Source organism: Pedobacter nutrimenti (genome assembly GCF_032678445.1).
Taxonomy (GTDB): domain Bacteria; phylum Bacteroidota; class Bacteroidia; order Sphingobacteriales; family Sphingobacteriaceae; genus Pedobacter; species Pedobacter nutrimenti_A.
In genome coordinates this window covers 237,602-263,788 of the sequence record NZ_JAVTSQ010000008.1, presented here as the reverse complement: position 1 = coordinate 263,788, position 26,187 = coordinate 237,602, and the positions used below count along the sequence as shown (strand labels likewise).

Below are 26,187 nucleotides of genomic sequence, written 5' to 3'. Positions count from 1 at the left end.
CTATGAAAATAAACAAATTAGTTTTAATGCTGGTTTACAGTTTGCCTCTGGCACTCCCTTCTCTTCTCTATGGGCAAACTGCAAACAATGATAAACAGCTCAACAATGCCTCACTACAGGAAGTGATCAGTTATGCTCTGGTGAATAAGCCAGGTGTCAAGCAGTCTTTGATTGACGAAGAAATTGGGGAAAGAGATATTAAGTCTGCGCTCTCTGGCTGGCTGCCTCAAATTAGTGGTAGTGCGAATTATAATGACAACCTGAAACAGCAAGTCAATGCATTGACCATAAACGGTCAGACCTCCTACATTACCTTTGGTTCTAAGCATACTTCAGCACTCACCTTACAGGCCGACCAGCAATTTCTGAATGCCGGTTTGATACAGGCTTCAAAGGCAGCGAAGTTCTATAGGCAACAATACAAACAGAATACGGAAAACACCAAGATTACAACTGTTGTAGAAGTAAGTAAGGCTTTTTATGATATTCTAACGAGTAAAGAACAACTCAATATCATTAATGAGAACATTGCCCGGCTGGAAAAACAACTGAAAGATGCAAAAGCTCAGTACGATGTCGGACTGGTAGATAAAACAGACTACCAGCGCGCCCAGATCAGCTTAAGTAACTCTAAGGCCGATAAGAAAAGAACAGAAGAGCTGATGAAGTATAAATATGCTTATCTCCGTGAACTGATTGGTTATGGAACGGAGAAAGAATTGAGCTTAAATTTCGATGCCAGCAGTATGGAAAGAGAGATTGTCCTGGACACTACCCAGCAGTCTGTCTATGAAAACCGGATCGAATACCGTTTGCTGCAAACCCAAAAGCAATTGCAACATCTGAACACCAGTTATAACAAATGGGCTTACTTACCAACAATTGCTGGTTCTGTAAATTACAACTGGAATTATCTGAATGACAATTTCAGCAACCTCTATGACAGAAATTTTCCGAGTTCCGTTTTCGGCCTGACTTTAAAACTGCCGATCTTCCAAGGTACTAAACGTACGCAGGAGATCAAAAAGTCGCAATTGCAGGAAAAAAGGATTGATCTTGATTTGCTAAATGCCAAAAACCAGATCAATACGCAGTATCAGCAAGCCATGGCTACTTATAAAGCAAACCTGAATGACTGGAAAACCGCGGGATCGAACGTAGACATTTCAAGACAGGTATATAATACTATTAAATTGCAGTATGACGAGGGAATCAAGACCTATTTGGATCTGATGACTTCGGAAACAGATCTGCGCACAGCTCAGCTCAACTATTTAAATGCATTGTACAGTTTACTTTCCTCTAAACTGGACGTACAACAATCACTAGGAACAATTACCGTAAACCAATAAGCACTCAAATGAAGACATTTAACTACATACAACTTGGCATCGTTATTCTTGGTTCTCTTTCTCTTGCCTCTTGTGGTGGCAATAAGGCTCCTCAACAGCAAGGCCCCCCTCCTGCTGTACCTGTAACAACTTATAAAGTGGCTGATCAACCAGTAACCACGACAGATACTTATCCTGGTGTAGTGGTTGCGCTCAATGAAGTAGAGCTCCGGGCACAGGTGGGCGGTTATATTACAGCAATCTATGTTAAAGACGGACAAAAAGTAAATAAAGGACAGAAACTTTACGAGGTAGATCGGACAAAATATATTGCCGCTTATAATAGCGCAAAAGCAGATCTGGCAGTAGCTAAAGCTAACCGCGATAAAACAAAAAAAGATGCCGACCGCTACACTAAACTGGCTCAGCAGGATGCGGTTGCAAAACAACGTGTGGATTATGCATTAACAGATCTTGCTAATGCAGAATCGCAGGTAACAGCTGCTCAGGCCAATGTGTCGTCTGCAGCAAATGATTTGCAGCGTTCTATCATTATTTCGCCGCTAAATGGAACAATCGGAATTTCTCAGGTAAAATTGGGTGCACTGGTTTCTCCGGGAACAACTCTTTTAAATACTGTATCCACCAACAATCCTATCGCGGTTGATATCGCTGTTGGTCAGGAGGAGATTCCGAGATTTGAGCAGATGAAGAAAAATCCTCAGGCCGTGAAAGATTCACTTTTCAGTGTGCAGCTTCCTGATGGCAGTATTTACAAACGTCAGGGACATATCGTGGCGATTGACAGAGCGGTTGATCCGGCTACGGGTACCATCAAAGTGAGGATTAGTTATCCAAATGAAACCAACAAATTATTTGCAGGTATGACCGTAAACCTAAATGCACTGAATAAAGCACCTCAACATCAACTTGTTATTCCATTCAAAGCGGTTAGTGAGATGTTGGGTCAATACAATGTGATGGTGGTTGGAGACAGCAGCAAAGCGGTGCCGAGGATTGTTAAGCTTGGAAAACAATTTGAGCAAAACGTGGTCATCACTGATGGATTGAAGAGCGGCGAAGTAATTGTGGTAGAAGGCGTACAGAATGTCAGACCAGGTGCAGTCGTTAAAGAGGTTTCTGCAGCTGAAGCAAATGGACAACAGCCTGCAGCTGGAGCTAAGAAATAGTTTTTAAAAGAATTTCAGACATTATGATTTCAGAAGTATTTATCAAGCGCCCGGTTACGGCCATCGTCATATCCATATTAATAGTTGTAATTGGTGTCATCGTTATGCGAACACTGCCAATTAGCCAGTATCCAAGTATCGCTCCTCCAACGGTTACCGTTTCAGGCACTTATACAGGAGCTGATGCACAAACTGTGGAGCAAACAGTAACCACTCCTATAGAGAGCCAGATCAACGGTACCCCTGGTATGAAATACCTGTCTTCCAACAGTACTTCTGACGGACAATCTTCCATCACTGTTACTTTTGATGTAGGTACCAATATTGATGTTGCAGCACTGGATGTACAGAACCGCGTGGGGATTGCAGAACCTGCCTTGCCTGAAGCCGTTAGGCGTTTAGGGGTTACTACAAAAAAGGCCAACAGCGATATCCTGATGGTTGTTGGCTTATATTCGCCAAATGGCACTTATGATGAAAAATTCATTTCCAATTACATCAACCTTTACGTTAAGGATGCTTTGCTCCGGATCAAAGGTGTTGGGGATGTGCAGGTATTTGGTCAACCCTTCAGTATGCGGGTATGGCTGGATGCCAACAAACTGGCCAGACTTGGCTTAACCCCGGCAGATGTTTCTGCAGCAATTCAGGAACAGAATGTAAGGGTTCCGGGCGGAAGTGTTGGTGGAGCACCACAACAAAACTATCAGACTTTCGAATTTTCAGTTATCCTTGATGGTGACCTGAATTCGGAAGATCAATTTAGAAACATCATTATTAAAACAGGAAAAGACGGTTCTCCTGTTTACCTTAAAGATGTGGCAAGAGTAGAACTTGGTGAGTTTAGTTATGCGATAAATTCCAAAGTAAATGGTAAAAAAGCCTCGTTGCTCGCCATCAATCAAAGTCCGGGTGGAAATGCTGTACAAACGGCAGAAGGTATTGATAAAGCTCTGGAAGAACTGAAGAAATCTTTCCCTAAGGATCTGGACTATACCGTACCATATGAAACTGTTACCGTTGTAAAAGTATCGATCAGTGAAGTTGTTCATACCCTTTTTGAAGCCCTTATTCTGGTAACCATTGTGGTATTCCTATTTCTTCAAAGCTGGAGGGCTACCTTAATCCCTGTACTTGCTATTCCTGTGTCGATTATTGGTACATTCATCTTCTTTACTTTCTTTGGCTTTTCGATTAACGTATTGACGATGTTTGGTTTCGTATTGGCCATTGGTATTGTAGTGGATGATGCGATTGTAGTGGTGGAGGCTGTCCAGCATTATATCGATCATGAAGGACTTTCAGCTCCTGAGGCGACACGAAAAGCAATGAAAGATATTACCGCTCCGGTAATCGCAATTGCACTGATTCTTGCAGCGGTGTTTATTCCGGTAGGTTTCCTTCCGGGAATGGTGGGACAATTGTATCAGCAATTTGCGATTACAATTGCTGTTTCTGTATTGCTTTCTGCCTTTATTGCCCTCTCCCTTACCCCTGCTTTGTGTTCTCTTCTGTTGAAACCGATGAAGCTGGATAAAGACTCCAGAGGATTAAATAAATTCTTTTATAAGTTTAACACCTGGTTTGCCAATGTAACACATAGTTATTCCAACGGGGTAAAAAAAGCCTTAAAAAAAGCGCCGCTGGTGATGGTCATTTTGGCTTGTCTTTATGTTGGAACGGTTGGATTGTTTTCTAAAAAACCATCTGGATTTATTCCAAATGAGGACGCGGGTATTTTCATCATGGGGGTGTCTCTTCCTGAAGGTGCTTCTGCTGTCAGGACAAGTGCCTTTATTAAAAGAATCACTGATGACGTGATGAAAAAGTATCCGGAGGTAAAAAATATTGCTTCAATTGGCGGGTTAAATATTTTGAACCGGTCATTTAAATCCAATGCAGCCACTTTCTTCGTCCAGCTGAAAAACTGGGATGAGCGTAAGAGAGATGTGAATGCGATTATGGCAAGTGTTTCTGCAGATTTTGCCGGAGACAGGGATGGTTATGTACTCGTGGTTGCACCGCCTCCAATTCCTGGATTAGGGATTAGCGGAGGTTTTACCATGGAAATAGAGGAGAAACAAACCGGAGACATTAAAGCGTTTGAGGCGAATGTGGGCAAGTTTCTTGCTGCAGTTAATCAAAGGCCGGAAATTGGTATGGCCTATACCCTTTTCAACGCCAGGACACCCAATTACAAAGTGAATGTGAACCGTGAAATGGCGAAGAAAATGGGGGTTTCCGTTGGTTCGATTTACAGTACAATTTCCGCCTATCTGGGAAGTAGTTATATCAATGACTTCACAAAATACGGCAGGAACTTCCGGGTAGTAACACAAGCCGATACCAATTACCGGGCTAAAATTGAAAATCTTGGACAGTTATATGTCACCAATTCCAGCGGGGTATCTGTTCCTCTCTCTTCTATGGTTTCTTACAAAACCATAGAAAATGCGTCTATTATTAATCACTATAATCTATTCCGATCAATAGAAGTTAGTGGTGCTGCCAAACCCGGATATAGTTCAGGAGACGCACTTAAGGCGCTTAAAGAGGTTGCGGCACAAACCCTTCCTTCAAACTATGGATATGATTTCTCGGGATTAAGTTTGGAGGAAACCGAGGCAGGAAACAGTACAATGATGGTTTTCGGACTTGTTGTTGTTTTTGTATTTCTTTTATTGGCGGCATTGTATGAAAGCTGGTCTGTACCTTTCTCTATCCTGTTGGCGGTTCCATTGGGCTTATTTGGTGCTATCCTGGCACTGACTTTCCTTCCTAAACTGGACAATAACGTTTATGCGCAGGTTGGTTTGATCACCCTTATCGGATTATCAGCCAAAAACGCGATCCTGATTGTCGAATTTGCCAAGGAACGGGTAGATTGGGGTATGGAACTCATTGCAGCAACACTTGAAGCCGTTAAACTGAGGTTAAGACCAATTGTAATGACTTCCATGGCTTTTATCCTTGGTGTTGTTCCTTTGATGATTTCTACAGGTGCGGGTGCGGTATCCCGTCAAACAATTGGCTGGACAGTGGCTGGGGGGATGCTTTCTGCGACCATACTGGCTTTGTTTATTGTTCCGGTATTGTTTGTACTGATCACCAAGCTGGCTTATGGTAAAAAGAAACTGGCTGAACTACAAGCCAATTACAAACCTGAAGAGCACAAAGACACCCTACATGCTGACGATTAATTTTAAATAGATCATAAACAAATAAAGACAGGCCACCCCATAAAGGTGGCCTGTCTTTATTTTAAGCGAACAGTGGGCGTAAAATTAGGCTGTCACAATTTATTTTCGCATATTAGTATAACTAATTTTCGAATCTGTAAAATACATCTCACTATTTTATTCTTTTCTTATGAAAGCATTAGCAGGCCAAAAAATACTGGATTTCAAAATAAGTGCGGGAATGAGGTATATGATTTTATTGGTCACTTTTTTAGTTTCTATTGCCGGCTCAAACTCCAGAGCAGCAATTGCTGGTCCTGGTCCATTTGAGGATGTTGTTGCGGCTCTTAAAAATGGAAATGCGAAGGATCTTGCCGCTTACTTTGATGCTACAGTTGAATTGAACATCGCAGGAAAATCCGATTCTTATAATAAATCAAAGGCAGAAAGTATATTACTGGAGTTTTTTGCGAAAAACAAGGTTAAATCTTTTGATATTATCCACCAGGGCGAAGGTGGTGGTTCGCGCTTTGCTGCCGGCAACCTTGTTACCTCAGGAGGAACTTTCCGTACCTCCTTTTTCCTTCAGAAAAAGGGTGGTTCTTTTGTAATCAGCGAATTGAGGTTTGAAAACAAGTAAACAAAAGCACCCTCTGGAGCTCCTAAATGGCTATTCTGATGAATAACAATATTATTTAATTGATATTCAAATAATTAATAGTACATTTGAGAATATTTAAATACAATATAATGCAACAAGGAACAGTAAAATTTTTCAATGAGTCAAAAGGTTTTGGATTTATCGTACCAGCAAATGGTGATAGCGAAATCTTTGTTCATTCTTCAGGTTTAATAGATAACATTCGTGAAAATGATTCTGTTAGCTACGATGTAGAGCAAGGTAAAAAAGGATTAAACGCAATCAATGTTAAGATCGCTTAATCAACTTATTTTATAAATCGAAAAAAGCATCCATATTCATGGATGCTTTTTTTTATATACCCAATATTTTTGTTTTAAGGAATGTTTCTAAATTGTAATCCATTTCTAATACACCGTATGATTGTTATAGTTTTGCAGCTAAACAAATAGCACACATGTCAAAAACTAAATTAACCATTAACAATAACGGATCAGTGAAAATAGAAGGCGATTTTGAGATCGTAGATAGAAACGGAAATACGTATGGCCTTGAGGGCAGAACTGTTTTATCTATTTGCCGCTGCGGTCTTTCAAAAAATAAGCCATTCTGTGATGGCGCGCACAATGGACATTTCGAGCATGAAGCCATTGCCTTTGATCTTCCACCAAAAAAGAACTAGAAATTTAAATGAAAGCCGCTGAAATGATTCAGCGGTTTTTCTTTTTAAAAAGACTGTTGATTTTAAAATCTGAAAATAAGATTCCCGATCACCCTGGCAGGAGCCTGAGGTGTTAAACGTACGGACCATGCCTTTTCACTGGTCAGGTTATCAACCTTAAATCCTATACGAAAACGGCGCTGATCATAGAACAAAGTCGCATCGAGCATGGTATATGCGGGTATGATTACTTTATTGGTGGTCGTATTGGTTTGGAAGGATGCACTTCCATGGTTTCCACCAAAACCTGCCCCAAATCCCTTCATCTTTCCTTCCGGTACCTGGTAACTCATCCAAAAGTTAATGGTATTTGCCGGACCCGATAAAGCAGGCCTTAACCCATTAATCGAAGAGGCTGCATTGGTATACTTACTATCATTATAGGCATAGCCGGCGATAATATTAAAACCAGCAAAGGGACTTGCTGTTAGTTCAAACTCTATACCCTGACTTTTTTGTGAAGCATCCTGAAGGGAAAAATTAGCATGATCAGGGTCATCTCTGGTTATATTTTTCACTCTGATGTCATAATAACTTATCGTTCCGACAAGTTTATGATCAAAAATATCTGCTTTAATACCTGTTTCCAATTGATTTGCCTGCTCCGGCTTAAAGGAGTTACCATTAAAATCTGATCCGGGTTTATTGGTGAAACCATTCATATAGTTTCCGAATACGGAAACACGGTCCTTCAGCAGTTGATAGACCAAACCCAGTTTTGGGGATAATGCGGTTTGATTGTATGCTCCGGTTGCAACGCCTGTATTTACAGGAGTAACGCCTAAATTAAAATAACGATCCAGACGAAGGCTAAGCATAGCAAGTAATCTGTCTGTAACATTAAACACATTGGAAGCATATACAGCGTAACTGTTGTCTCCATTGCTTTCCGAACGTGTAGCGCCGGAAGCTGCCAAAGCATCAATGGTTGCCCGGTTAATTTGAGTAATGGTTGGTTTGGTATAATCGACCAATGGTCCTGTAATGGTCAATCTGTCGAAGCTATTTGCATTATTATAATAATCCAGGCCGAGAACCAAACGATTGCGGTGAGAACCGATCATGAAGTCTCCCGTAAAGTTCTGTTGTAAATCCGTGGCGATAAAGGCGGTATAGCCCCTCATAATATTTGCAGCTAAGGTAGAATCTGTTTTCTGGTTCAAAGCTGATATATAGCCATTGATAGATGTTCTTGATCTGGAAATGATCGTTTGAGAAGTCCATTCTTCAGATATTTTGTAATTGAACTGTGTAAAAAGATTTAGCATTTGGGTCTGATAGGTAAGGTCATTACTACCAAACAGACGATTGTAAGGTACATTCATCGTTTCGATGGATCTGGTTACCCCTATTTTTGGCATATAGGGATTAAACCGGACCACTGAAGTTCCTTTGGCCTGTCCAAATTCCACATCAAACAGCATAGAAAGTTTATCGGTAATCTGATAAGAAAAACTAGGTGCTAAACTTATGCTATTGGTAAAACCCAGGTCCTGAAAGCTTTTATCGAATGTTGTTGCACCATTTAAACGGAACAGAACCGTTTTATCTGCATTAACGGGTGTATTCACATCAAATGCCAGTCGGTTATAGTCCCGGCTGCCACTGAATAAAGACAATTCTCCACCAAAACCATTATAAGGCTTTTTGGTTACTCTGTTATATAACCCGCCGTAACTGGATAAGTTAGTGCCAAATAATGTTGCAGAAGGTCCTTTAATAGCTTCGATGCGTTCCAGATTTGCCGGATCTATTGCTGTGTAGGCAAAACCTGCAACCCCATTTCTTACCATAGGCTCAGTCTCAAAACCCCGGGAACGAAATGTGACCCTACCCTGGTTGGCCAGCATTGGAATGCCAGCTCCTGGAACATTTTTAGCAATTTCACCAAGATCTATCGCAATCTGCTCCTGTATAACTTCTTTTGGAACGGTGGTATATACTTGTGGGTTTTCCAGATTCTTCAGCGGAAGGCGTGCAGCATATACACTCTCTTTTTTGGAGAACTTATTGGCCGCACTGGTAATGGTTACCTCCTGTAGGGCCTGAACATTTTCTTTTGTAAGGTGATAGTTGGCTTCAGTTACTTTATCCGCATTGACAATAACTTCCAGGTCTTTTTCTTTTGCCCCGAGAATTTGAATTCTAATGGTATACCTTCCCGGAAGCAGGTTGTTAAAGGTATAATTTCCTCCTGCATCTGTTAAAGTAGCTCTATGATTTTCAATTAGCGTTACAGAAACAGAGCTAAATGGACTTCCATCTATCAACGTAATCTTTCCGGAAATACTCCCTGTAGTTTGAGCAGCGCAAATAGAAAATCCTGACATTAAGCATGTCAGTAGAATGCAGTATAGATATTTCATCAAATAAATAATGTAATGTGTGAATTAATGGCGGCAAAGATATCATATTATTTATATCAAGTCTAAATAATATATGATTATTTAGATTAATTCTTTAGAACATCCTAAAGTCAAAATAAACCACTAACTCTATAGTATTAATCTTTTCAATATCTTTGCCTTTATGAACTTCAAAACCATCACCACAGCCGCAAGTCTGACCATCGTCTCCAGCTTAGCTTCGTTGTTTTCCTTTGCGCAACCACCATCAAAATTTATCCAAGAGGGTTTCTGGAGAGGTGCTTTCCTGCTGAACAACAGTAAAGAAGTCCCTTTTAATTTCGAAGTCAAAGGAAAAACTGCAGCAGATGCAAAAATTTATTTGATCAATGGAAAGGAACGTTTCGAAATCAACAGGTTGAAACAGGTCAAAGACTCTTTATTTATCTACCTGGACCAGTTTGATAATGAACTTGCATTAAAAATTGGCAATAATAGTCTTGAAGGTGTCCTAAGAAAGCAAAATGGTTCGGGGGCAACTCCTGTAAGCGCTGAGTTCGGGAAGAAGTACAGGTTTGCAGAGCCTAAAGAAAAACCGGCAGCTAATCTGACGGGTACTTACGAAGTTGTATTTAAAGACCAGTTGGGAAAAGAAACTAAATCTGTTGGTTTATTTTCCCAAAATGGAACGAAACTTAACGGAACTTTCTTAAAATCTACAGGAGATTCCAGATTTCTTGACGGTGTTGTTGACGGAAACAAATTCTACTTATCAACTTTTATAGGTTCTGGTGTTGGTTATTACGAAGGAACTATTTTGGCAAATGGTGCTATCAGTGGTCTGGTCGGTGTTAGTGGAAAACAGACATTTAGCGGAACAAGAAATGATAAGGCAACGCTCGCAGATGCGTATTCACTAACTTACTTAAAAGATGGTTATAAAACATTGGATTTCAGTTTTCCGGACCTTAATGGTAAACAAGTCTCTTTAAAAGATGAAAAATATAAAGGTAAAGTAGTTATCCTAACCATTACCGGCAGCTGGTGTCCTAATTGTATGGATGAAGCCTCATTTTTAGCGCCGTGGTTCAAAAAGAATAAAGGTCGTGGTGTTGAAGCAATTGGACTTCATTATGAAAGAACAACAGAACCTGCCTATGTCAAAAAAGTATTGAGTCGTTTTAAGGATAGATTTGATATTGAGTATGATCAGGTGATTGCCGGGACTGCCGATCCAAAAAGTGTGTCTGAGTCTTTACCTGCTTTAAACAGCTTCCTTTCCTTTCCAACAACCATATTTATAGACAAAAAAGGTAATGTTGCCAAGATATATACAGGCTATAATGGACCTGCAACAGGAAAATATTATACAGAATATGTGAAAGAATTCAATGCAGAAATAGATAAATTAGTTGCTGAATAATTTATAAACAGCTACATAAAAAGCCCGGCGTTTTGACCGGGCTTTTTATGTATAAAACAGTGGGTACTGTTATTTAGCATTCTTTTTAGCAGTTACTTCCTGGCGAATATCCTGGGCCAGTGCCTTACTTTGCTGAAGGGCGTTGCGCAGTCTTGTTCCTGCAGCTTTATTTCCCTTTTCGTAAAATGCAACAGCTTCCTTTTCAGCAGAAGTTAGCAGTTCTTTGAGCTCATTAAATTTTTGCATAATCTAGTTTTATAAGTAAACAATCAATTGATTCTTTTTAGGTTAACCCTAATCTAAATATTTTTTATCTGTTCTGCGAATTTTATTTAAATTCTTATGGTTACTGCGAAATCAGTGTCAGATATATTCCAGGTATTACAAGAAATTATCTGCTTCTCTGTAGGCTTGAATTAAACGCATCTCCCCTTCTTTCCCTTTTATGGAAATGCCATGTTCCATTCCCATGACGCCTTTATAGCCCTTCTGATAAAGGTGTTTGAATATATTTTTGTAATTGATTTCGCCGGTACCAGGTTCTTTTCTCCCCGGATTATCTCCTATTTGTATATAGGCAATCTCCTCCCAGCACCTGTCGAGATTAACGATTAGGTCTCCTTCATTCCGTTGCATATGGTAAATATCAAAAAGGATTTTGCAAGAGGGGCTGTTGACGGCTTTACACACACTATAAGTCTCATGGGTATGCTGCAAAAAAAGTTCTGGTGTATCGCTCAATGTTTCAAGCACCATAATCAAACCATGCGGTTCAAAGATTTTTGCACCTGCCCTCATCGCATCTACCACATTGGACATCTGAATTCCGTAAGGTAATTTACGTTCATAAAAGCCAGGTACAACGGTAAGCCATTTCGCATTACATCTTTTTGCAGCTTCCACAGCTCGCCGGCAAGTTTCTTCAAAATGGTCTTTGAACTCCTTTTTACCTGTGGTTAGCGAAATTTTCCAATTATCACCGCCATCCACTACAAATACGCCCATTCGCATCCCCAGTTTGGCCAGCAGTTCTCCAATTTGGGATTGTTCTGTTTCTGAGCGCCCCAGAAAACCATTGTCTTCTATCGATCTGAATCCCATATCATACAGATACCTGATCTGATCTAAAAAACTATTTCCGGCATGTTGTGCGAACATCCCTTCATGAGGCGCGTAGTCAAGATTAAATGTCTTGCCAGTTGCAACAGGATGTCTGGATAAGTTTATGGGTTCTGCAACCGCATTTACGGCAGAACCAGTTAAAAGTGTACCTGTTGCAATTGCACTATTTTTTAAAAACTCAATTCTGTTCATCTTAAAACCTATCTATTGAATTAATTTATGATCAATTTTTTAAAACCTGTTGTCAATGTATCTGCTGTTACTCCGTCTTTGCGCTGATAAATAATATAGGCTTCCATATTCTTTCTTGCGGCAATAAATGTAAGGGCTTCATGAAGTCCCATCGCCATAATTGCATTATCATAGCCATCTGCCGTAAGTGCATCTTTTGCAAAAATGGTCACACTGATGAGTTCAGTGTTCAATGGATAACCCGTTTTGGGATTGACCAGATGAGAGATCTTTTTATTGCCTGATTTAATAAATTTCCTATAATTACCTGAGGTAGTTACAGCGCCTTCAGTAAAGCTAATTACATGCCTGATTTGAGGTTCAGATATACCGTCTGGTGCTGGACCCTCAATACCGATTTTCATCGCAGTACCATCTGGTTTCCGTCCTTTCAATCTGATCTCTCCGCCTATTTCTACCATGTAACAATGTATCCCCTTGCCTTCAAGATAATCTGCAACTACATCTACGCTGTATCCCTGGGCTATTCCATTCAAATCCAAATGTACGTTTGGTCTGCTTTTTAAAAGTTTGTTACCTTTAAGTTCCAGGTAATCCATTCCAACATTTTTCAACAATTCCGTAATCTCCGCAGAGTCAGGGAAAACACTGATGGGTTTTGGGCCAAAACCCCATGCCTGAACCAAGGGAGCCACAGTTACATCGAACTTACCTTGTGTATCTTTAAAAATTTCAAAGGATTTCCTGATCACTGCCAAAAAATGAGGATCAAGGGATACTCCGTTTTCTGAAGAATTAAACTTGCTGATTAATGAATAGGGCTTGTACAGAGACATGGATGAGTCTATCTTCATTAAAATACTGTCCACTCCCTCCTTTGCAATCAGGGCCGAGTCTGCAAAATATTTAATAGAATAATCCGTACCCTGAGCATACCCATGTATACTATAAAGTTGCTGCTCTTTTTTCGTAAATAGAAAAGAGAGCAGCAAGGGCAAAAATAGTAGAACTATTTTATGGAAATAACCCATTATATCTTCTTTAAATCACTTTAGTTTTTCCGGGGGTAGCCACCGGATATAACCCGTTCGCATCCGGCATAACTTTTGGATTTGCTGTCCAGCTTAGCTGCTCAGGAAAAAGGCTGTTCTCCGCTTTTAAAGCTTCGTCCCATTTAATGCTTTGGCCTGAATAGGTGGCGTACCTTCCGATAATTGCTGTGAAACAGCTTTTAGCCGCCCGCTCAGCGTCATTAAACTTATATTCGCCTTTTGAAATTGCAGCAAATAACTCATCATGTTCTGTCTGATAAGGATTTTTATTTCCTTTTGTCGGATGGCTGAAGATCTCCTTACCTGTATGGTCCCATAATATACCATGGTTACCAGCAGATAAGTAAGTGCGGCCTTTAGTACCCTGAAAAGATTCGTCAACCCGGTTTTCTGTACCCTCGAAATGACGACATTGGCTATAGATCACTGCACCATCAGCGTAGGTCAGTTCGACAGCATGGTTATCATATATTTCGCCATAGTCTTTTCCTGTTCTCCATGCTCTGCTTCCGGTTCCCTGAACAAGAACAGGGTAAGAACCCTTTATCCAGTTGGCAATATCAATATTATGGACGTGCTGCTCTACTATATGATCTCCACACAACCAGTTAAAATAGTACCAGTTACGCATCTGATATTCCATTTCAGTTTGCTGAGGCTGGCGTTTTTTTACCCAGACTCCTCCACTGTTCCAATATACTTGTCCGCTGTAGATATCACCTATAGCACCGTCCTGGATGCGTTTCATGGTTTCCCTGTAATTGGCCTGGTATCTGCGTTGCAAGCCTACCACAACATTTAGTTTTTTTTGTTTCGCAACCTCAGCTGCCGCCAATACCCTTCGCACTCCCGGAGCGTCAACAGCTACCGGTTTTTCCATGAACACATGTTTCCCTTGTTTGACCGCTTCTTCAAAATGGCCAGGTCTGAATCCCGGGGGAGTTACCAATAAAACAACATCCGCTAAAGCGATTGCCTTCTGATAAGCATCAAAGCCCACAAAACGCCGTTCTGCGGGTACATCTACCTTATCTTTAAATTTTTCAGAAAGGACTTTATAGCTATTGTCTATTCTGTCCTGAAAAGCATCGGCCATAGCCACAAGTTTGAGGTTCGCAGTGGTGCTTAATGCCTGAAATGCAGCGCCTGTACCACGATCTCCGCAGCCAATTAAAGCAATTTTAATGGTATCATTTACAGAGGAATGTCCACCTGCAAAAGCAAATTGGTTCAATAAAACGCCTCCTGCAAGCAGTGCCGAGGCTTTAATAAACTCACGGCGTTTATCGCCAAGTTCTTCATTGTTCATAGTCATTTCGGTTTTATATGTGGGTTTAGTGTATTAAATCAATAATCTGCAATTACAGGGCGATCGTAATAAGCATCTATTTCTGCCTTTGAAGGGGGGACAGCAGGTCTAACCAATCTCATTCCTATAAATGGTGCCTCTGGAAACCACCAATTGCTTTTAGGAATTTGAGGATCCAGTTGCTTCCATGCAGGATCTGAAGCTGTTCTTGCCGCAGACCGTAAACGTTCGGCAGTATCGTCGTAAGACCCACCCCGAATCACATGTGCATATAATTTAGAGGGAACAGCTACAGGATTTTCTACCGGGTTTGCTTTCATATCTTTATAAAAGTCTGGGAGATACTGATCGAAAGTCCACTCTCCTACATTTCCATATAAGTCATAGATCCCCCATTTATTTGGCTTCTTTAAGCCCACGGGATGAGTTTTCCCACCACTGTTGTTCTTAAACCAGGCGTAATCACCAAGTACCGTGTCGTCATCACCAAAAGCGTACTCTGCCGAACTTCCTGCCCGGCAAGCATATTCCCATTCTGCTTCTGTTGGTAAACGGTAAAAAACACCCGTTCTTGCATATAACCACTTGCAATACTGTATAGCATTATATTGTGTCATTGCCAGTGCTGGATGGTTTTCTTTTCCCATACCAAAAGTCATATCCAGATAGGGCTTAGTTGGCCTGGTTACTGCATCCACCTCAGGAGGAACCGGAGCCGTACTATGAGAAACTTCATAATCTTTATACAGGAAGGGTTCATATAGGTCCCAGGTAAGTTCATATGCAGACATCCAGAAAGCCTGGAGTTTTACTTTATGCAATGGTTGTTCATCTGGTTTTCCTTTTTTACTGCCCATCACAAAGGTGCCAGCGGGTACAGGTTGCATATTGAACGATAGCTTTGTGCCTTCTATTTTTTGCACATAAGGTGTATTGATATCCTGAGAAAAGGACTGAGAGGTACTGGTCAGTAACAGTAAGGTGAATAGCGTTTTTATATTCATTATATATTAATCTGGATTGCGTGTAAATAATTAAACGGAGGAAATACTTTCCTTAATCAGGCCATAAAGATCTGCTGCGCCTCCGTCAAAGCGGGTACCATTTACAAAAAAACTTGGTGTTCCGTTCACGCCGCTACGTGCCCCACTTTCAAAATCATCCTCTACTTTCTGGCTTAGTTCTGGCTGCTTAATATCCAATTGAAAGACTTCTGTATCCAAACCAATCTGCTCCGCAAAACGGATTAAATTAGGCTGGTTAAGCAGATCCTGGTTTGCATAGATCAGGTCGTGCATTTCCCAATATTTGCCCTGTTTAGCAGCGGCTTCGGCAGCCAATGCGGCATCAAAAGCATATTCGTGTGCATCTCTGAGTGGAAAATTTCTGAAAGTAAATGAAATCGCTTCGCCAAATTGGTCCATAATTTCTTCAACGATAGGCTCTTCGGCTCCACAGTAAGGACATTGAAAATCTCCAAACTCTACAATCTCCAATTGCGCTTCTTTTGCACCCCTGGTATGATCGGCATCATTAACTGGCGGTTTTAACTGTCCTGACATATTTGGCTATTTATTTATACAAGTTAAATAAATAACCTCGACAGATGCAAATGCTTTCAATTATTCCTTTGAGGAAGGATTAATATTTGTAAGCAAGTCTATTTATCATCAATAGTCTTTTAGCCTTAATAAGGCTTCAAGATAATAGTAATCCGCATAAACCAGGGGAACATCGATCTCTTCGCCATGCGGAAAGCTTCCGGTGCAATGTTTGATCAAAAAGTTATTATTTGTGCCGGGTTGCGCCAAATAAGACGAGGAGCTTAAGGAATTCAGCATTTGAATCGCATTCAGTTTATATTCTTTGCCTTTTTTACCGGCATACTTACTCAGCTCGAGCAATGCGGAACTCACAATTGCAGCAGCAGAGGCGTCTCTGGGAACCAACTTATATAAAGAAGGATCATATTTCCAATCTGGGCGATAGCCTTTTTCATTCACATTGAAATCCCAGTAAGGAATTTTGTCTTCAGGAAGATTTTTGTTTTTGAGATAGAAATCAGCCAGATGTATGGCTGTATTTAGAAATCTAGGGTCTTTTGTTTCCCGGTAAACCATCGTAAAACCATAAATTGCCCAAGCCTGCCCTCTTGCCCAGGTAGAATGATCAGAATAGCCCTGACAGGTCTGGCGGTTCAGGACCTTCCCACTCAGTGTATCATAATTTACGACATGATAAGTGCTATAATCTGACCTGATGTGGTTTTTCATCGTTTGTTCTGCATGTTTAACCGCAATATCCTTGTAGGTTCGGTCGCCGGTAACCTTAGAAGCAAAGAATAAGAGTTCCAGGTTCATCATATTGTCTATGATCACGGGATAATACCACATGGTTTTTCCATCCCAGGACAATCGCGAATTCCAGGATTCTATACTGCCAACTTTGGGGTTATATCTTTTACAAAGGGATTTTGCAGACTGTATGAGTATGTCTTTGTAACTTTCATTACCAGTTAAGCGGTATGCATTTCCATAACTGCAGTACATCATAAAACCAAGATCATGGTTGCTGGTATTGAATTTATTTTTTTCCAGGGATTCTGTCCATTTGATGGATTGCTGTTTCCATACCGTGTCTTTGGTATATTCATATAAGTACCATAAATCACCAGGCCAGAATCCTCCTGTCCAGTCCCATATGTCCACGGATCTCAAAGATCCGTCTTTGGTACTGGTACGGGGATATTTGTTCAGATTCGTTGAAACTTCCAGCATACGATGATATTGTTGCTGTGCCAGATTAAAACCTTTTTCGGGCAAGCCTTGATTCTTTTGTTGTGCCAGGCCAGGTCTGGTAACTAGAAAGCAAGCGACAAACAGTATAATTTTAGTTAAACCGGTTAATTTCATCTATTTAATCATTTTTTTTAAGTGATTGGATGGAGCTATTTCAAATTCCAGATACAATTGTCTGTGATTTCTTTTCCCCCAGATACAGCTTTCACAACGATGCTGTTCTGGCCTTTTTTTAGCCTGACTCCGGACCATATGACCGTGTTCAGATCATTTTTAACATGCGTTCCTAAAAGTTTACCATTAACCCAAAGCGTTGCACTTGGTATATTTGTAAATATCTTTACTGAGGTCAAGGCCGCACGACGTATGTTATTTCTACGCTCGGCGATGTATAACATTGGCACAGGGTTCCAATTCGCTTTATAAAAATAGAAAGCGTCTTTTTTGGTCTTTCTGTCATAAGTAACCAGGCCTTTATCGTTGATACCATTCTGATCTCCTTCTGTACGAATGGAAGAACCAAAATCGGCTAGTACCCATATGAACTTCGCCCATATAAAGGGTCTTAATTTTAATTCAGACCAATATTTTTCGTGAAAGGCGGTTTGCCACTCTTCTGGATGGAATTTTCCCTTTGCTTCTGGCGCAGTCAATTTCTCTGTATGTTTAAAAGGACTTGCCCCTGCTCCATATTCACTAATAGCCATCGGTTTTGCTGGTAGTTCTTGATGAACCTGATCTGCCCAGCTTCCGATCTCTTCAAATTTTCCACCATACCATCCAAAATATTTGTTCCAGGCCATCAGATCTGTTAAACCTGTAAAATATTTGGTCTCCAGATTAGAAGCCAGAGTGGTCAGCCGATCGGGATCTTCTTTTTTTGCCAGGTCGTTCAAGGACTTGATAAAAGGCTCAGGATCATCATAGTTGAAATTAAGTTCATTGAACAAACCCCAGAAACAGATGGATGGATGATTATAATTTTGACGGATAAGCTCAGTCAGTGTTTGCTTAATATTATTTTCCAGGTCAGTATTTTTCACATAACCTGTACCTGTATAACCGCCTGGCCCAACAAAGGGGATTTCCGACCACAATACAATTCCATTTCGGTCGCAGAGATCATAAAAATGTTGACTATGTGGGTAATGAGTGAGCCTTACAGCCGTGGCGCCTAATTCTTTAATCAGATCCATATCACGGTCTTGATCCATATCGCCTAAAGCGGAGCCTTTACCCGATAAATCCTCATGCCTTCCAACACCATATAAATCCAGGTATTGTCCATTCAAAAAGAACCCTTTATCAGGATCGACCTTAAAATAACGAAAGCCCAGTGGCTGAACCACCTGATCAATTATATTTCCGTCGTGCAGCAGCTCTACTTTAACCTGATACAGATAGGGATCAGCTTTAGCATTCCATAAATGTGGTTTATCTATGATCAAAGATTGTTTAACATCCTGGCCCTCTAAGGCTGTAATTTCAGAAGTTATTGTTTTTATCTGTTGTTTTTCCTGATCATAAACTGTCGTTCTTAGCCGCAAATCCTTTCGGTTAGTCAAAGACAGTTTGGTCAAAACTTCTACTTCAGCCTGGTGCTGAGTTACATTTTTTTGTTTGAGATATACTCCGGGAGAACCATAGTCCAGAGGACTGATACAATTACGTTCCGTAACCAGCAGGGAAACTGGCCGATGTATTCCTCCATAGCTGTTAAAATCACCATGTAGGGGTATCACGTCAAGTCTGTAAGCATTACTAACCTGAACGGTAATCAAGTTGTCTCCAGGTTTCAAATCATTTGTGATCTCTACGCTGAAAGCGGTATATCCACCCCGGTGCTCTGCAATCATTTTATGATTAACAAAAATATTTGCAACATTATTTACCCCTTCAAAGTGAAGAAATAATCGTTTATTTGCCCATTCCTGGGATACATGAAGTGTATTTTCATAGATAGCTGACGTCCTTTTATAATCTGCGATTCCCTGAAGCACTTCCTTCGCATTCCAGGTATGCGGCAAACTGACCTGCTCTTTTTTAATACCCTGCTCAAAGTTATAGGCAAAATAGAATTGCCAGCCGGTATTCAATGGAATCATTTGCCTACCCTCATCTTTTCTTGAAAGAAATCCGGCCATGCTGGAACTGAAATGAAATAGTAGGAGGATCGTAACGGCAATGATGTTCTTATATCGCATTCTTTTATATTTGAGAGGTCCTAGTTTTTTAGATTTAATGTTTTTAAGAACATCCATGGATATTCATTCAAATTCTTACCGGATGCTGAATTGGCTTTGGTCTCTGTAACCTGTAACAGGTTGCTTTTTCCCTTTATATTGCCTTTAAACACGTTGTTTTTCCAGGTCACAGCACGATATTGTTCTGCCGATTTGGTAAACATTCCGATCACTCCTCCCCTATACAGGAAAAGATTATCTTCAAAAACGATATCCTTTGGAATGCCATGTTCAATATCTATTAGTTCCATTTTAAATGGTTCTGCACTCTGGTTATAAAATATATTTCCCGACACAAGTGTATGATCCGTTACCAGGGCGAAATTGAACAAGCGCCTGCGGTTATTTCCATCATTTACACTTAAGTTATTCCGTATAATGTTATTTGTAGTCATCCTGCTTTTCTCATCGATCGCGTCTGAAATAACCAGCATAAACCCTCCTTCATTATCATGACTATAATTATTCTGAATGATCGTATGGTTGCAATTCCCATCAATATCAAAAGACTGCCCGTCATTGGCCCAGTTTACATTTTTAGTATAAGCAACTTCATTGTACTGGATCACCGTATTGTCGCTACTGTGCGGCCATATACCTACAGCGTTGTCCTTTGCCCGTGTTCTGGTATAAAAAAGTTTATTTCGTTCAACCAATGCGCCATCGAAGGCCTTGATCACGATTCCATCACCGCCGATATCTTCAAGTGTACAGCCTCTGATGACCAGGTTCTTATTCGGAAACCAATTGTTTCTAAAAGCAAATGTACCATTACCTCTAATCCCGTTGCGATCTACACGGAGTAATCTGCAATTTTCTATAATCAGATTTTCAATATTACTTGGTTTGGGCCCTCTGCAATCCCAGAAGATACCATTTCCCTCTTTACTTCCTTTCTTGTTATCCCCGTTAATGTCGTGAATATACAATCCGGACAGCCGGATATTAGAAATTGTACCCGTATCTTCAGAGAGGATACGGACCCCAACGGGGCCCGTATTCTGTTCTTGTACTAAAGTGTCTGCATTCGAGATATCAAAAAATTCAAACAAAAGATTACTGATATTTTTCAGCAGCACAGCGTCCTGAAATTTGCCATCGGCGGCGATAACCGGCAGGGCGCCTTTCCCGTATGCGCTGAAAATCAATAGTTTTTCTTTCGTTCCATTGCCTTTTGGAACAAGCTGTCCATGCCAGATACCTCCCCGCTTGAACAAAACGCGGTCTCCTGGCATGAATTCCGTAGAATTCACCTTTTGCAGTGATCTCCAGGCTAGTGTTTCGGATTGTCCGCTGAGTTGATCGTTGCCGGCGGAGCTATCCACATAATAAGTTTCCGCTTTTGCAGCAATTGACATTAAGCCAATCAAACAGATCATTAAACTCTTCTTTACCATAATTATATTGTTGTCTCCTTGATGTACAAATTATTCTGCAGACTACCAACCTGGATTTTGTTTCAGATTAGGATTCATTTCAATTTCTGTTTGAGGTATTGGCCAGGTTGTAATATAATCACCTTTCCAAACATATGGAACAGTGATACCACCCCAAATCTGATTTACACCACTTCCTGGTCCAAACACCTTTTCTTTTAATGTTCCCCATCTCAACTCATCAAAATAACTAATTCCCTCTCCTGCCAGCTCTACCCTTCTTTCATTTCTGATGCGCTCGCGCAGATCTGTTTGTCCGTTCACTTGTGTTGCAGCAGAAGAGTTCAATGATGCAATTCCAGCTCTTACTCTTACTTCATTGACTTTATTAATGGCTTCTCCGGTTAAACCTTGTTCATTTAGTGCTTCCGCCCACATCAACAGTACATCAGCATATCTTATGATTGGGAAATCAATGGCGCCATATTGGCGGTTAATAATTTCAGAAGATCCTTCATAGACAAATTTTCGATACAAATAGAACAATTGGGTACGGGAATCTGAAAACAGATCCAGAACAGGGATTTGATCATTGTTTGCTGGCCAGCGCATCGTATAGTTCTGATCAGCACCATTTAAAGGGCGGCCAAGGTAAGTGGAATATGGGACGATTACTGTTGCATTTAAGCGGGAATCCCGATTAGCGTAGGCCATTTTGATACGTTGCTCATTTCCATTAGGCAAATATAAAGCCATATTGAGACCTTTGGCCGCAAAGGTACTCATCTCTGCCGGAGTCAGATTGTTCCTTAAAAAATAAACTTCTCTTTGGTTAACTGGCATTGCATTGTATCCGGGAATAACACTATCCCAATTAAACTTTGTACCATCTGCATTTTCATACGTATCGACCAGGGAAGGCGATATATAGTAAGAATTCCATCCCGCTCCTGCAGCAGTACCAGAACCAAAAGATTCGCGGTTTCCCAAATACCATTGGGTTGTGGAACCGTAACCATCTACGGCAATATTTTGCATAGAAAATATCATCTCATCAGATTGTTCATTTGCTTCCTTAAACAAGGCTTTATACCCGCCTGTAAAAAGACTGTAGCCAGCATCTTTTACCTTAGCAAAATCGGCAGCAGCTTCTGCCCATTTTTTCTGGTACAAATACGCTTTGCCTCTTAATGCGTAAGCGGCCCCTTTTGTAACATGGCCGTACTGACTAGCGCCTTTTGCATATTTTAAAGGCAGGTTCGCTTCATTAATCGCATCGGTAAGATCTGTTACGACCACTTCCCAAACCTTTCCCTCTGTTTCACGCTCTTTAGTAAATCCATTTACTGCGGTAGGTTTCAAATAAACCGGTACTCCTTTAAAAACCTGATTCAAACGGAAATAGAAATAGGCCCGCAAAAATTTACATTCTGCTATATATCGTGCTTTTTTTTCGGGGGAGGACGGCGAACGGTCGGCAATGTTCTGAATTGCATCGTTGGCGCGCGCTATACCTTCATAAAGTTCCTTCCATGTATTACTGAAACGACCGCTGGAACTGTTTGCTGTTGCCGTTACCAAGTCATTTCCTCCACGCGTCATAGAACTGAATCCAAGACCATCCAATTGATACAGCTCTCTTTCTGTCGCACCACTATTTGCAATTCCCAGTCTTAAAGTCTGATATACGCCTGTAACACCTAAATCCGTTAAATTATCGCTCGTCCACATCGTAGCAGAACTTACCGAATCGTAAGGTGTTGTATTTAACAAATCCTTTTTACATCCGCAGATACCTATTGCCGCAATTAGTATCATGAACGCTTTTTTAGTAGTATATGTATATTGATTCATGTTCATTTCGTTTAAAAAGTTGCAGTTAAACCAGCAGCAAATTGCTTCATTGTTGGATAAGATAGATTGATACCTACCTCAGGATCTAATCCAGGATATTTTGTAATCATCAGCAGGTTTTCGCCAGTTAGGAAAACCCGAAGTCTGCTCAGTCCAATTTTACCGGCCAGTTGTTTTGAGAAAGAATAACCAATCTGAACATTTTTCAGCTTCAGATAAGATGCATTATATAGCCAAAATGTACTTGGAATATTGGTTTGACTATCAGAAGACCCCCATTTAAGACGTGGCAATCCAGCATTGATATTGTTGGCAGGGTCATTCGGATTAGCATCATTATAATAATAGTGATCATTAGCAATCCTAGTCCCAATAGCGTTGCCTAAGTTCGTTCTGGTACTGTTAATTCCACTTTGGTTAAACATATACTGCAAACCAGTACTACCCGCCCAAAGCATAGAAAAATCGAAACCTTTCCAGGCCGCGGCAAGACTTAGTCCAAATGTATATTTTGGTGTTGTTGAGGTCCCTGTAAATTTTTTATCTGCATTATTACCGTAAGTACCATCACCATTTTCATCCGCATAAATTAAATCTCCATAATAAAGCTGCCCTTTTCCAACTGTACCTACAGGTCCAAATTTATAGCCAGCCGCGATCATTGATTTCACCCAGTCCAGATCGGCAGGAGTTCTGATCATACCATCCTTCGGTCCGCCATTTCTATTTACACTACCGTCTGCATTTTTATAGGAACCATTACCTTTATAAGGGTTCAAAAGATAATATTCATTAACTGTATGTCCTTCCAGGATTCTTCCATCAGGAATGGCATCCGTAGAAGAAGAAACCAAGCCAATATTAGAACTATATATACTGTTACCATTTGCATCGGTAGTATAGCCTTCAGACAAAACACCTCTATATTTAGTCACCCGGTTATAGTTATAAGCAAAATTACCTGTTACCGAATATTCTACCTGACCAATTTTATCTTTCCACCCCAAAGCAATCTCTACACCTTTGTTGCTCATTGACGCCGTATTTTGTGTTGGTGCAGACGCAGTTCCCGCAGTCAGAGGAATCGGTGGAATGGTAAGGATATCATCGGTAATTTTGTTATATAGATCTATTCCAAGATTCATCTTTCCTTTGAATATTGTTGCATCCAGACCAATGTTGGCCAGTGTGGTGGTTTCCCATTGCAATAGATCATTTCCTATTTTAAGCACTGCCAAACCAGAGGTAGAAGCATTATTATAAGAATAATTTACTTTCTGGTAGGTAGCCATATAATCATAATTCCCTTTGTTATCATCTGCGCTCATAACGTTATTTCCTACCTTTCCCCATGACGCACGCAGTTTAAGGTTTTGTATATGATCAGACATACCTTTCATAAAATCCTCTTCAGAAATCCTCCATCCTGCAGAAAAGGAAGGATAGAAACCGTATCTATTTTCAGCCGCAAACTTTGAAGAGGCATCGTATCGCAGTACACCTTCCAAAAGATATTTCGATTTGTATGCATAATTGGCTCTTCCAAACCATGAGCGCATACTTCTATCATATTCGGTTCCTCCAACTGCATTAGAAATGTCTGTTGCCGATCCAGGTGTTGTAATATTATAGTCGATCAGACCCTTTTTAGAACCCGTAAGGTTATAGTAATCATAATAGAACTGGTTATAACCTACCATTGCACTGATATCGTGATCACCAATTTTTGTAATGTATCGCAAAACGTTATCAAAAGTCAGCGTATAGTTCTTATTAAATTCAAAACTGGTTGTCAGATCACTTCCAGCCAAAAGCGGAGTTTTCAGCGCATTTGTTGAAAAATCCCATCTTTCAATTGGCAATGCGAATGAACTTAACTCCTGGTACCGGTCTTGATAATTTACCTTTGTTTCAAAAGTTAATCCTTTGTAAATATTAAAAATGCCATACAATGTGCTATTGATCCTAGTCTCTTTATTCCTTCCGCCAGTTCCATTTAAATAGGTTAAAATATTATTGTTTGTTACCGGTTCCTCTACAGCTGGCGCAAAACCATATTTTCCATCATAGATCGGATAAATCCCTGGAGTGGTTTGCCACAGGTAATTAAAAGCATTATCTGTATTTGCCTTACCAATGGATTGAGTAGAAATAAAGGTCTGTGTACCCAGTGTAATAAACTTATTGATTTTAGACTCAATATTCGCTCTAAACTGGTATCTGGATAAACCAGTATTGTCCATAATCCCTTTATTTCCCAAATATCCAGCAGAGATATTATAGGTTATTTTCTCTGTTCCCCCATTCAAACTTACATTATGATTTTGCACTACCTGATTTTTACCAAACATCCAGTCAGCCCAGTTCGTATTGGGATAAGCCACATAATTAGGTACACCACTTGCCGAAATTCCATCAGGATTCTTATCGGCTTCCTGCCATTTTTGGATTGTCGCAGCAGAATACACTTCGGAAACGCCCATATTCCTCGCGCTCTCATTTGTTAATTGCATAAATCTGGCATAATCAGAAACAAAATCAGGCAAGTTGCTTGGTCTGGCAAAAGACAAAACACCAGAGTAAGTCACACTGTTCTTTCCTACTGCACCCTTCTTTGTTGTAATCAGAATTACACCATTTCCAGACAGCGATCCATAAATAGCGCCTGCAGCAGCATCTTTCAGCACAGAAATATTCTCAATATCTTCTGGATTTACCGCATCCATTGAACCGATAATACCATCAATGACAACTAATGGGTTATTGCTATTCAACGTACCTGTTCCACGGATTCGGATGGTAGCCCCATCAGAGCCTGGTTTACCACTGCCTTGTCGAACAGATACCCCAGGTGCTAAACCGGCCAGAGCAGATGAAACGTTGGTAATGGGTCTTGCACTTAATTCTTTGCCACTAATAGAGGCTACTGAACCAGTGAGGTTCACTTTCTTCTGAGTTCCATATCCAACTACAACCACCTCATCCAGTCCTTTGGAATCTGTATTTAATGTTACTGAAATTTCTGTCTTTCCAGTTACGTCAATCTCTTGCGTTTGGTACCCTATATTCCTGACAACAAGAATTTGACTGTTACCTTTTAATCTGATTTTGAAATTCCCGCTGGCATCTGTGAGTGTAGCGTTGGTTTCCATCCCTTTTTCGGTGATCCCTGCCCCGGGTAATGGGCCATCTTTGTCTTTAATTTTACCCGTAATGAGTTTGTTCTGTGCACTGACAATTCCCGGCAACAGGAAGATTGCTGTGCAAATGATCATTAGTATTCTTTTCATAAAACACGTCTGCAGGTTTTACCCCTGATTGGTTAGTATTGGTTAATTGGTTTTGTGTTTACTATGGCTTCGGAAAAAAGCCTGACTGGATTGGAGTAGTTTTTTTATCATACATAATTTGG

Annotated in this window: 19 protein-coding genes; 7 read left to right on the top strand and 12 right to left on the bottom strand. The window is 40.5% G+C overall.

Features of this window, described 5'->3' with window-relative positions:
• The first annotated feature begins 2 nt into the window (after positions 1–2).
• The 6 genes from R2S08_RS16160 to R2S08_RS16135 all read left to right on the top strand — a co-directional run bounded on the left by R2S08_RS16160 (position 3) and on the right by R2S08_RS16135 (position 7,022).
• Positions 3–1,352 (top strand): TolC family protein, encoded by a 1,350-nt coding sequence (locus R2S08_RS16160; RefSeq protein WP_316836122.1) that lies wholly within the window; start codon positions 3–5, stop codon positions 1,350–1,352.
• 8 nt (positions 1,353–1,360) lie between these two features.
• Positions 1,361–2,521, top strand: coding sequence for an efflux RND transporter periplasmic adaptor subunit (locus R2S08_RS16155; protein WP_316836121.1), 1,161 nt, complete (start codon positions 1,361–1,363; stop codon positions 2,519–2,521).
• Between the two features lie 23 nt (positions 2,522–2,544).
• The gene (locus R2S08_RS16150) at positions 2,545–5,721 is read left to right on the top strand and encodes a multidrug efflux RND transporter permease subunit (RefSeq protein WP_316836120.1); all 3,177 of its coding nucleotides are present in this window, start codon (positions 2,545–2,547) and stop codon (positions 5,719–5,721) included.
• A 169-nt stretch (positions 5,722–5,890) separates the two neighbouring features.
• A complete protein-coding gene (locus R2S08_RS16145; protein WP_316836119.1) occupies positions 5,891–6,340 on the top strand; it encodes a DUF4783 domain-containing protein in 450 nt (149 codons plus the stop codon).
• Between the two features lie 110 nt (positions 6,341–6,450).
• Positions 6,451–6,642 carry a cold-shock protein gene (locus tag R2S08_RS16140; protein ID WP_133779553.1) on the top strand — a complete coding sequence of 64 codons (192 nt, stop codon included), beginning with the start codon at positions 6,451–6,453 and terminating at the stop codon, positions 6,640–6,642.
• A 155-nt stretch (positions 6,643–6,797) separates the two neighbouring features.
• Positions 6,798–7,022 (top strand): CDGSH iron-sulfur domain-containing protein, encoded by a 225-nt coding sequence (locus tag R2S08_RS16135; RefSeq protein WP_133779554.1) that lies wholly within the window; start codon positions 6,798–6,800, stop codon positions 7,020–7,022.
• A 62-nt stretch (positions 7,023–7,084) separates the two neighbouring features.
• Here R2S08_RS16135 and R2S08_RS16130 read toward each other — a convergent pair whose 3' ends face one another.
• Complete coding sequence (locus tag R2S08_RS16130; protein WP_316836118.1) at positions 7,085–9,391, bottom strand: TonB-dependent receptor; 2,307 nt, start codon at positions 9,389–9,391, stop codon at positions 7,085–7,087.
• Positions 9,392–9,590: 199 nt separating this feature from the next.
• Here R2S08_RS16130 and R2S08_RS16125 point away from each other — a divergent pair, with 199 nt between their 5' ends.
• Positions 9,591–10,829 (top strand): TlpA disulfide reductase family protein, encoded by a 1,239-nt coding sequence (locus tag R2S08_RS16125; RefSeq protein WP_316836117.1) that lies wholly within the window; start codon positions 9,591–9,593, stop codon positions 10,827–10,829.
• A gap of 69 nt (positions 10,830–10,898) precedes the next feature.
• On the opposite strand, the gene R2S08_RS16120 is transcribed toward R2S08_RS16125, so the two are convergent.
• From R2S08_RS16120 to R2S08_RS16070, 11 genes are all read right to left on the bottom strand, one after another.
• Positions 10,899–11,075: a histone H1 gene (locus R2S08_RS16120; RefSeq protein WP_108555437.1), complete on the bottom strand. Its 177-nt coding sequence runs from the start codon at positions 11,073–11,075 to the stop codon at positions 10,899–10,901.
• Positions 11,076–11,210: 135 nt separating this feature from the next.
• On the bottom strand, positions 11,211–12,143 hold the full coding sequence (locus tag R2S08_RS16115; RefSeq protein ID WP_316836116.1) for a hydroxypyruvate isomerase family protein: 933 nt from the start codon (positions 12,141–12,143) through the stop codon (positions 11,211–11,213).
• 20 nt (positions 12,144–12,163) lie between these two features.
• Complete coding sequence (locus tag R2S08_RS16110) at positions 12,164–13,174, bottom strand: FAD:protein FMN transferase (protein WP_316836115.1); 1,011 nt, start codon at positions 13,172–13,174, stop codon at positions 12,164–12,166.
• Between the two features lie 10 nt (positions 13,175–13,184).
• Positions 13,185–14,504: a Gfo/Idh/MocA family oxidoreductase gene (locus R2S08_RS16105; RefSeq protein WP_316836114.1), complete on the bottom strand. Its 1,320-nt coding sequence runs from the start codon at positions 14,502–14,504 to the stop codon at positions 13,185–13,187.
• 38 nt (positions 14,505–14,542) lie between these two features.
• A complete protein-coding gene (locus tag R2S08_RS16100) occupies positions 14,543–15,508 on the bottom strand; it encodes a formylglycine-generating enzyme family protein (protein ID WP_316836113.1) in 966 nt (321 codons plus the stop codon).
• Between the two features lie 30 nt (positions 15,509–15,538).
• Entirely contained in the window at positions 15,539–16,066 is a 528-nt protein-coding gene (locus R2S08_RS16095; RefSeq protein ID WP_316836112.1) for a DsbA family protein, read from the bottom strand.
• Positions 16,067–16,174: 108 nt separating this feature from the next.
• Positions 16,175–17,416 (bottom strand): glycoside hydrolase family 88 protein, encoded by a 1,242-nt coding sequence (locus R2S08_RS16090; protein ID WP_316836111.1) that lies wholly within the window; start codon positions 17,414–17,416, stop codon positions 16,175–16,177.
• 35 nt (positions 17,417–17,451) lie between these two features.
• Positions 17,452–19,506: a glycoside hydrolase family 2 protein gene (locus R2S08_RS16085; protein ID WP_316836110.1), complete on the bottom strand. Its 2,055-nt coding sequence runs from the start codon at positions 19,504–19,506 to the stop codon at positions 17,452–17,454.
• A gap of 20 nt (positions 19,507–19,526) precedes the next feature.
• Positions 19,527–20,942, bottom strand: coding sequence for a right-handed parallel beta-helix repeat-containing protein (locus tag R2S08_RS16080; RefSeq protein WP_316836109.1), 1,416 nt, complete (start codon positions 20,940–20,942; stop codon positions 19,527–19,529).
• 42 nt (positions 20,943–20,984) lie between these two features.
• A complete protein-coding gene (locus R2S08_RS16075) occupies positions 20,985–22,775 on the bottom strand; it encodes a RagB/SusD family nutrient uptake outer membrane protein (RefSeq protein WP_316836108.1) in 1,791 nt (596 codons plus the stop codon).
• Positions 22,776–22,786: 11 nt separating this feature from the next.
• On the bottom strand, positions 22,787–26,065 hold the full coding sequence (locus tag R2S08_RS16070) for a TonB-dependent receptor (RefSeq protein WP_316836107.1): 3,279 nt from the start codon (positions 26,063–26,065) through the stop codon (positions 22,787–22,789).
• Positions 26,066–26,187 lie beyond the last annotated feature (122 nt).

Coding starts and splice junctions, on each gene's coding strand:
- R2S08_RS16100 (WP_316836113.1), bottom strand. CDS start 15,508: ATGAATATAAAAACGCTATTCACCTTACTGTTACTGACCAGTACCTCT.
- R2S08_RS16125 (WP_316836117.1), top strand. CDS start 9,591: ATGAACTTCAAAACCATCACCACAGCCGCAAGTCTGACCATCGTCTCC.
- R2S08_RS16080 (WP_316836109.1), bottom strand. CDS start 20,942: ATGGTAAAGAAGAGTTTAATGATCTGTTTGATTGGCTTAATGTCAATT.
- R2S08_RS16160 (WP_316836122.1), top strand. CDS start 3: ATGAAAATAAACAAATTAGTTTTAATGCTGGTTTACAGTTTGCCTCTG.
- R2S08_RS16075 (WP_316836108.1), bottom strand. CDS start 22,775: ATGAATCAATATACATATACTACTAAAAAAGCGTTCATGATACTAATT.
- R2S08_RS16070 (WP_316836107.1), bottom strand. CDS start 26,065: ATGAAAAGAATACTAATGATCATTTGCACAGCAATCTTCCTGTTGCCG.
- R2S08_RS16150 (WP_316836120.1), top strand. CDS start 2,545: ATGATTTCAGAAGTATTTATCAAGCGCCCGGTTACGGCCATCGTCATA.
- R2S08_RS16140 (WP_133779553.1), top strand. CDS start 6,451: ATGCAACAAGGAACAGTAAAATTTTTCAATGAGTCAAAAGGTTTTGGA.
- R2S08_RS16095 (WP_316836112.1), bottom strand. CDS start 16,066: ATGTCAGGACAGTTAAAACCGCCAGTTAATGATGCCGATCATACCAGG.
- R2S08_RS16155 (WP_316836121.1), top strand. CDS start 1,361: ATGAAGACATTTAACTACATACAACTTGGCATCGTTATTCTTGGTTCT.
- R2S08_RS16145 (WP_316836119.1), top strand. CDS start 5,891: ATGAAAGCATTAGCAGGCCAAAAAATACTGGATTTCAAAATAAGTGCG.
- R2S08_RS16105 (WP_316836114.1), bottom strand. CDS start 14,504: ATGAACAATGAAGAACTTGGCGATAAACGCCGTGAGTTTATTAAAGCC.
- R2S08_RS16110 (WP_316836115.1), bottom strand. CDS start 13,174: ATGGGTTATTTCCATAAAATAGTTCTACTATTTTTGCCCTTGCTGCTC.
- R2S08_RS16090 (WP_316836111.1), bottom strand. CDS start 17,416: ATGAAATTAACCGGTTTAACTAAAATTATACTGTTTGTCGCTTGCTTT.
- R2S08_RS16085 (WP_316836110.1), bottom strand. CDS start 19,506: ATGCGATATAAGAACATCATTGCCGTTACGATCCTCCTACTATTTCAT.
- R2S08_RS16135 (WP_133779554.1), top strand. CDS start 6,798: ATGTCAAAAACTAAATTAACCATTAACAATAACGGATCAGTGAAAATA.
- R2S08_RS16120 (WP_108555437.1), bottom strand. CDS start 11,075: ATGCAAAAATTTAATGAGCTCAAAGAACTGCTAACTTCTGCTGAAAAG.
- R2S08_RS16115 (WP_316836116.1), bottom strand. CDS start 12,143: ATGAACAGAATTGAGTTTTTAAAAAATAGTGCAATTGCAACAGGTACA.
- R2S08_RS16130 (WP_316836118.1), bottom strand. CDS start 9,391: ATGTCAGGATTTTCTATTTGCGCTGCTCAAACTACAGGGAGTATTTCC.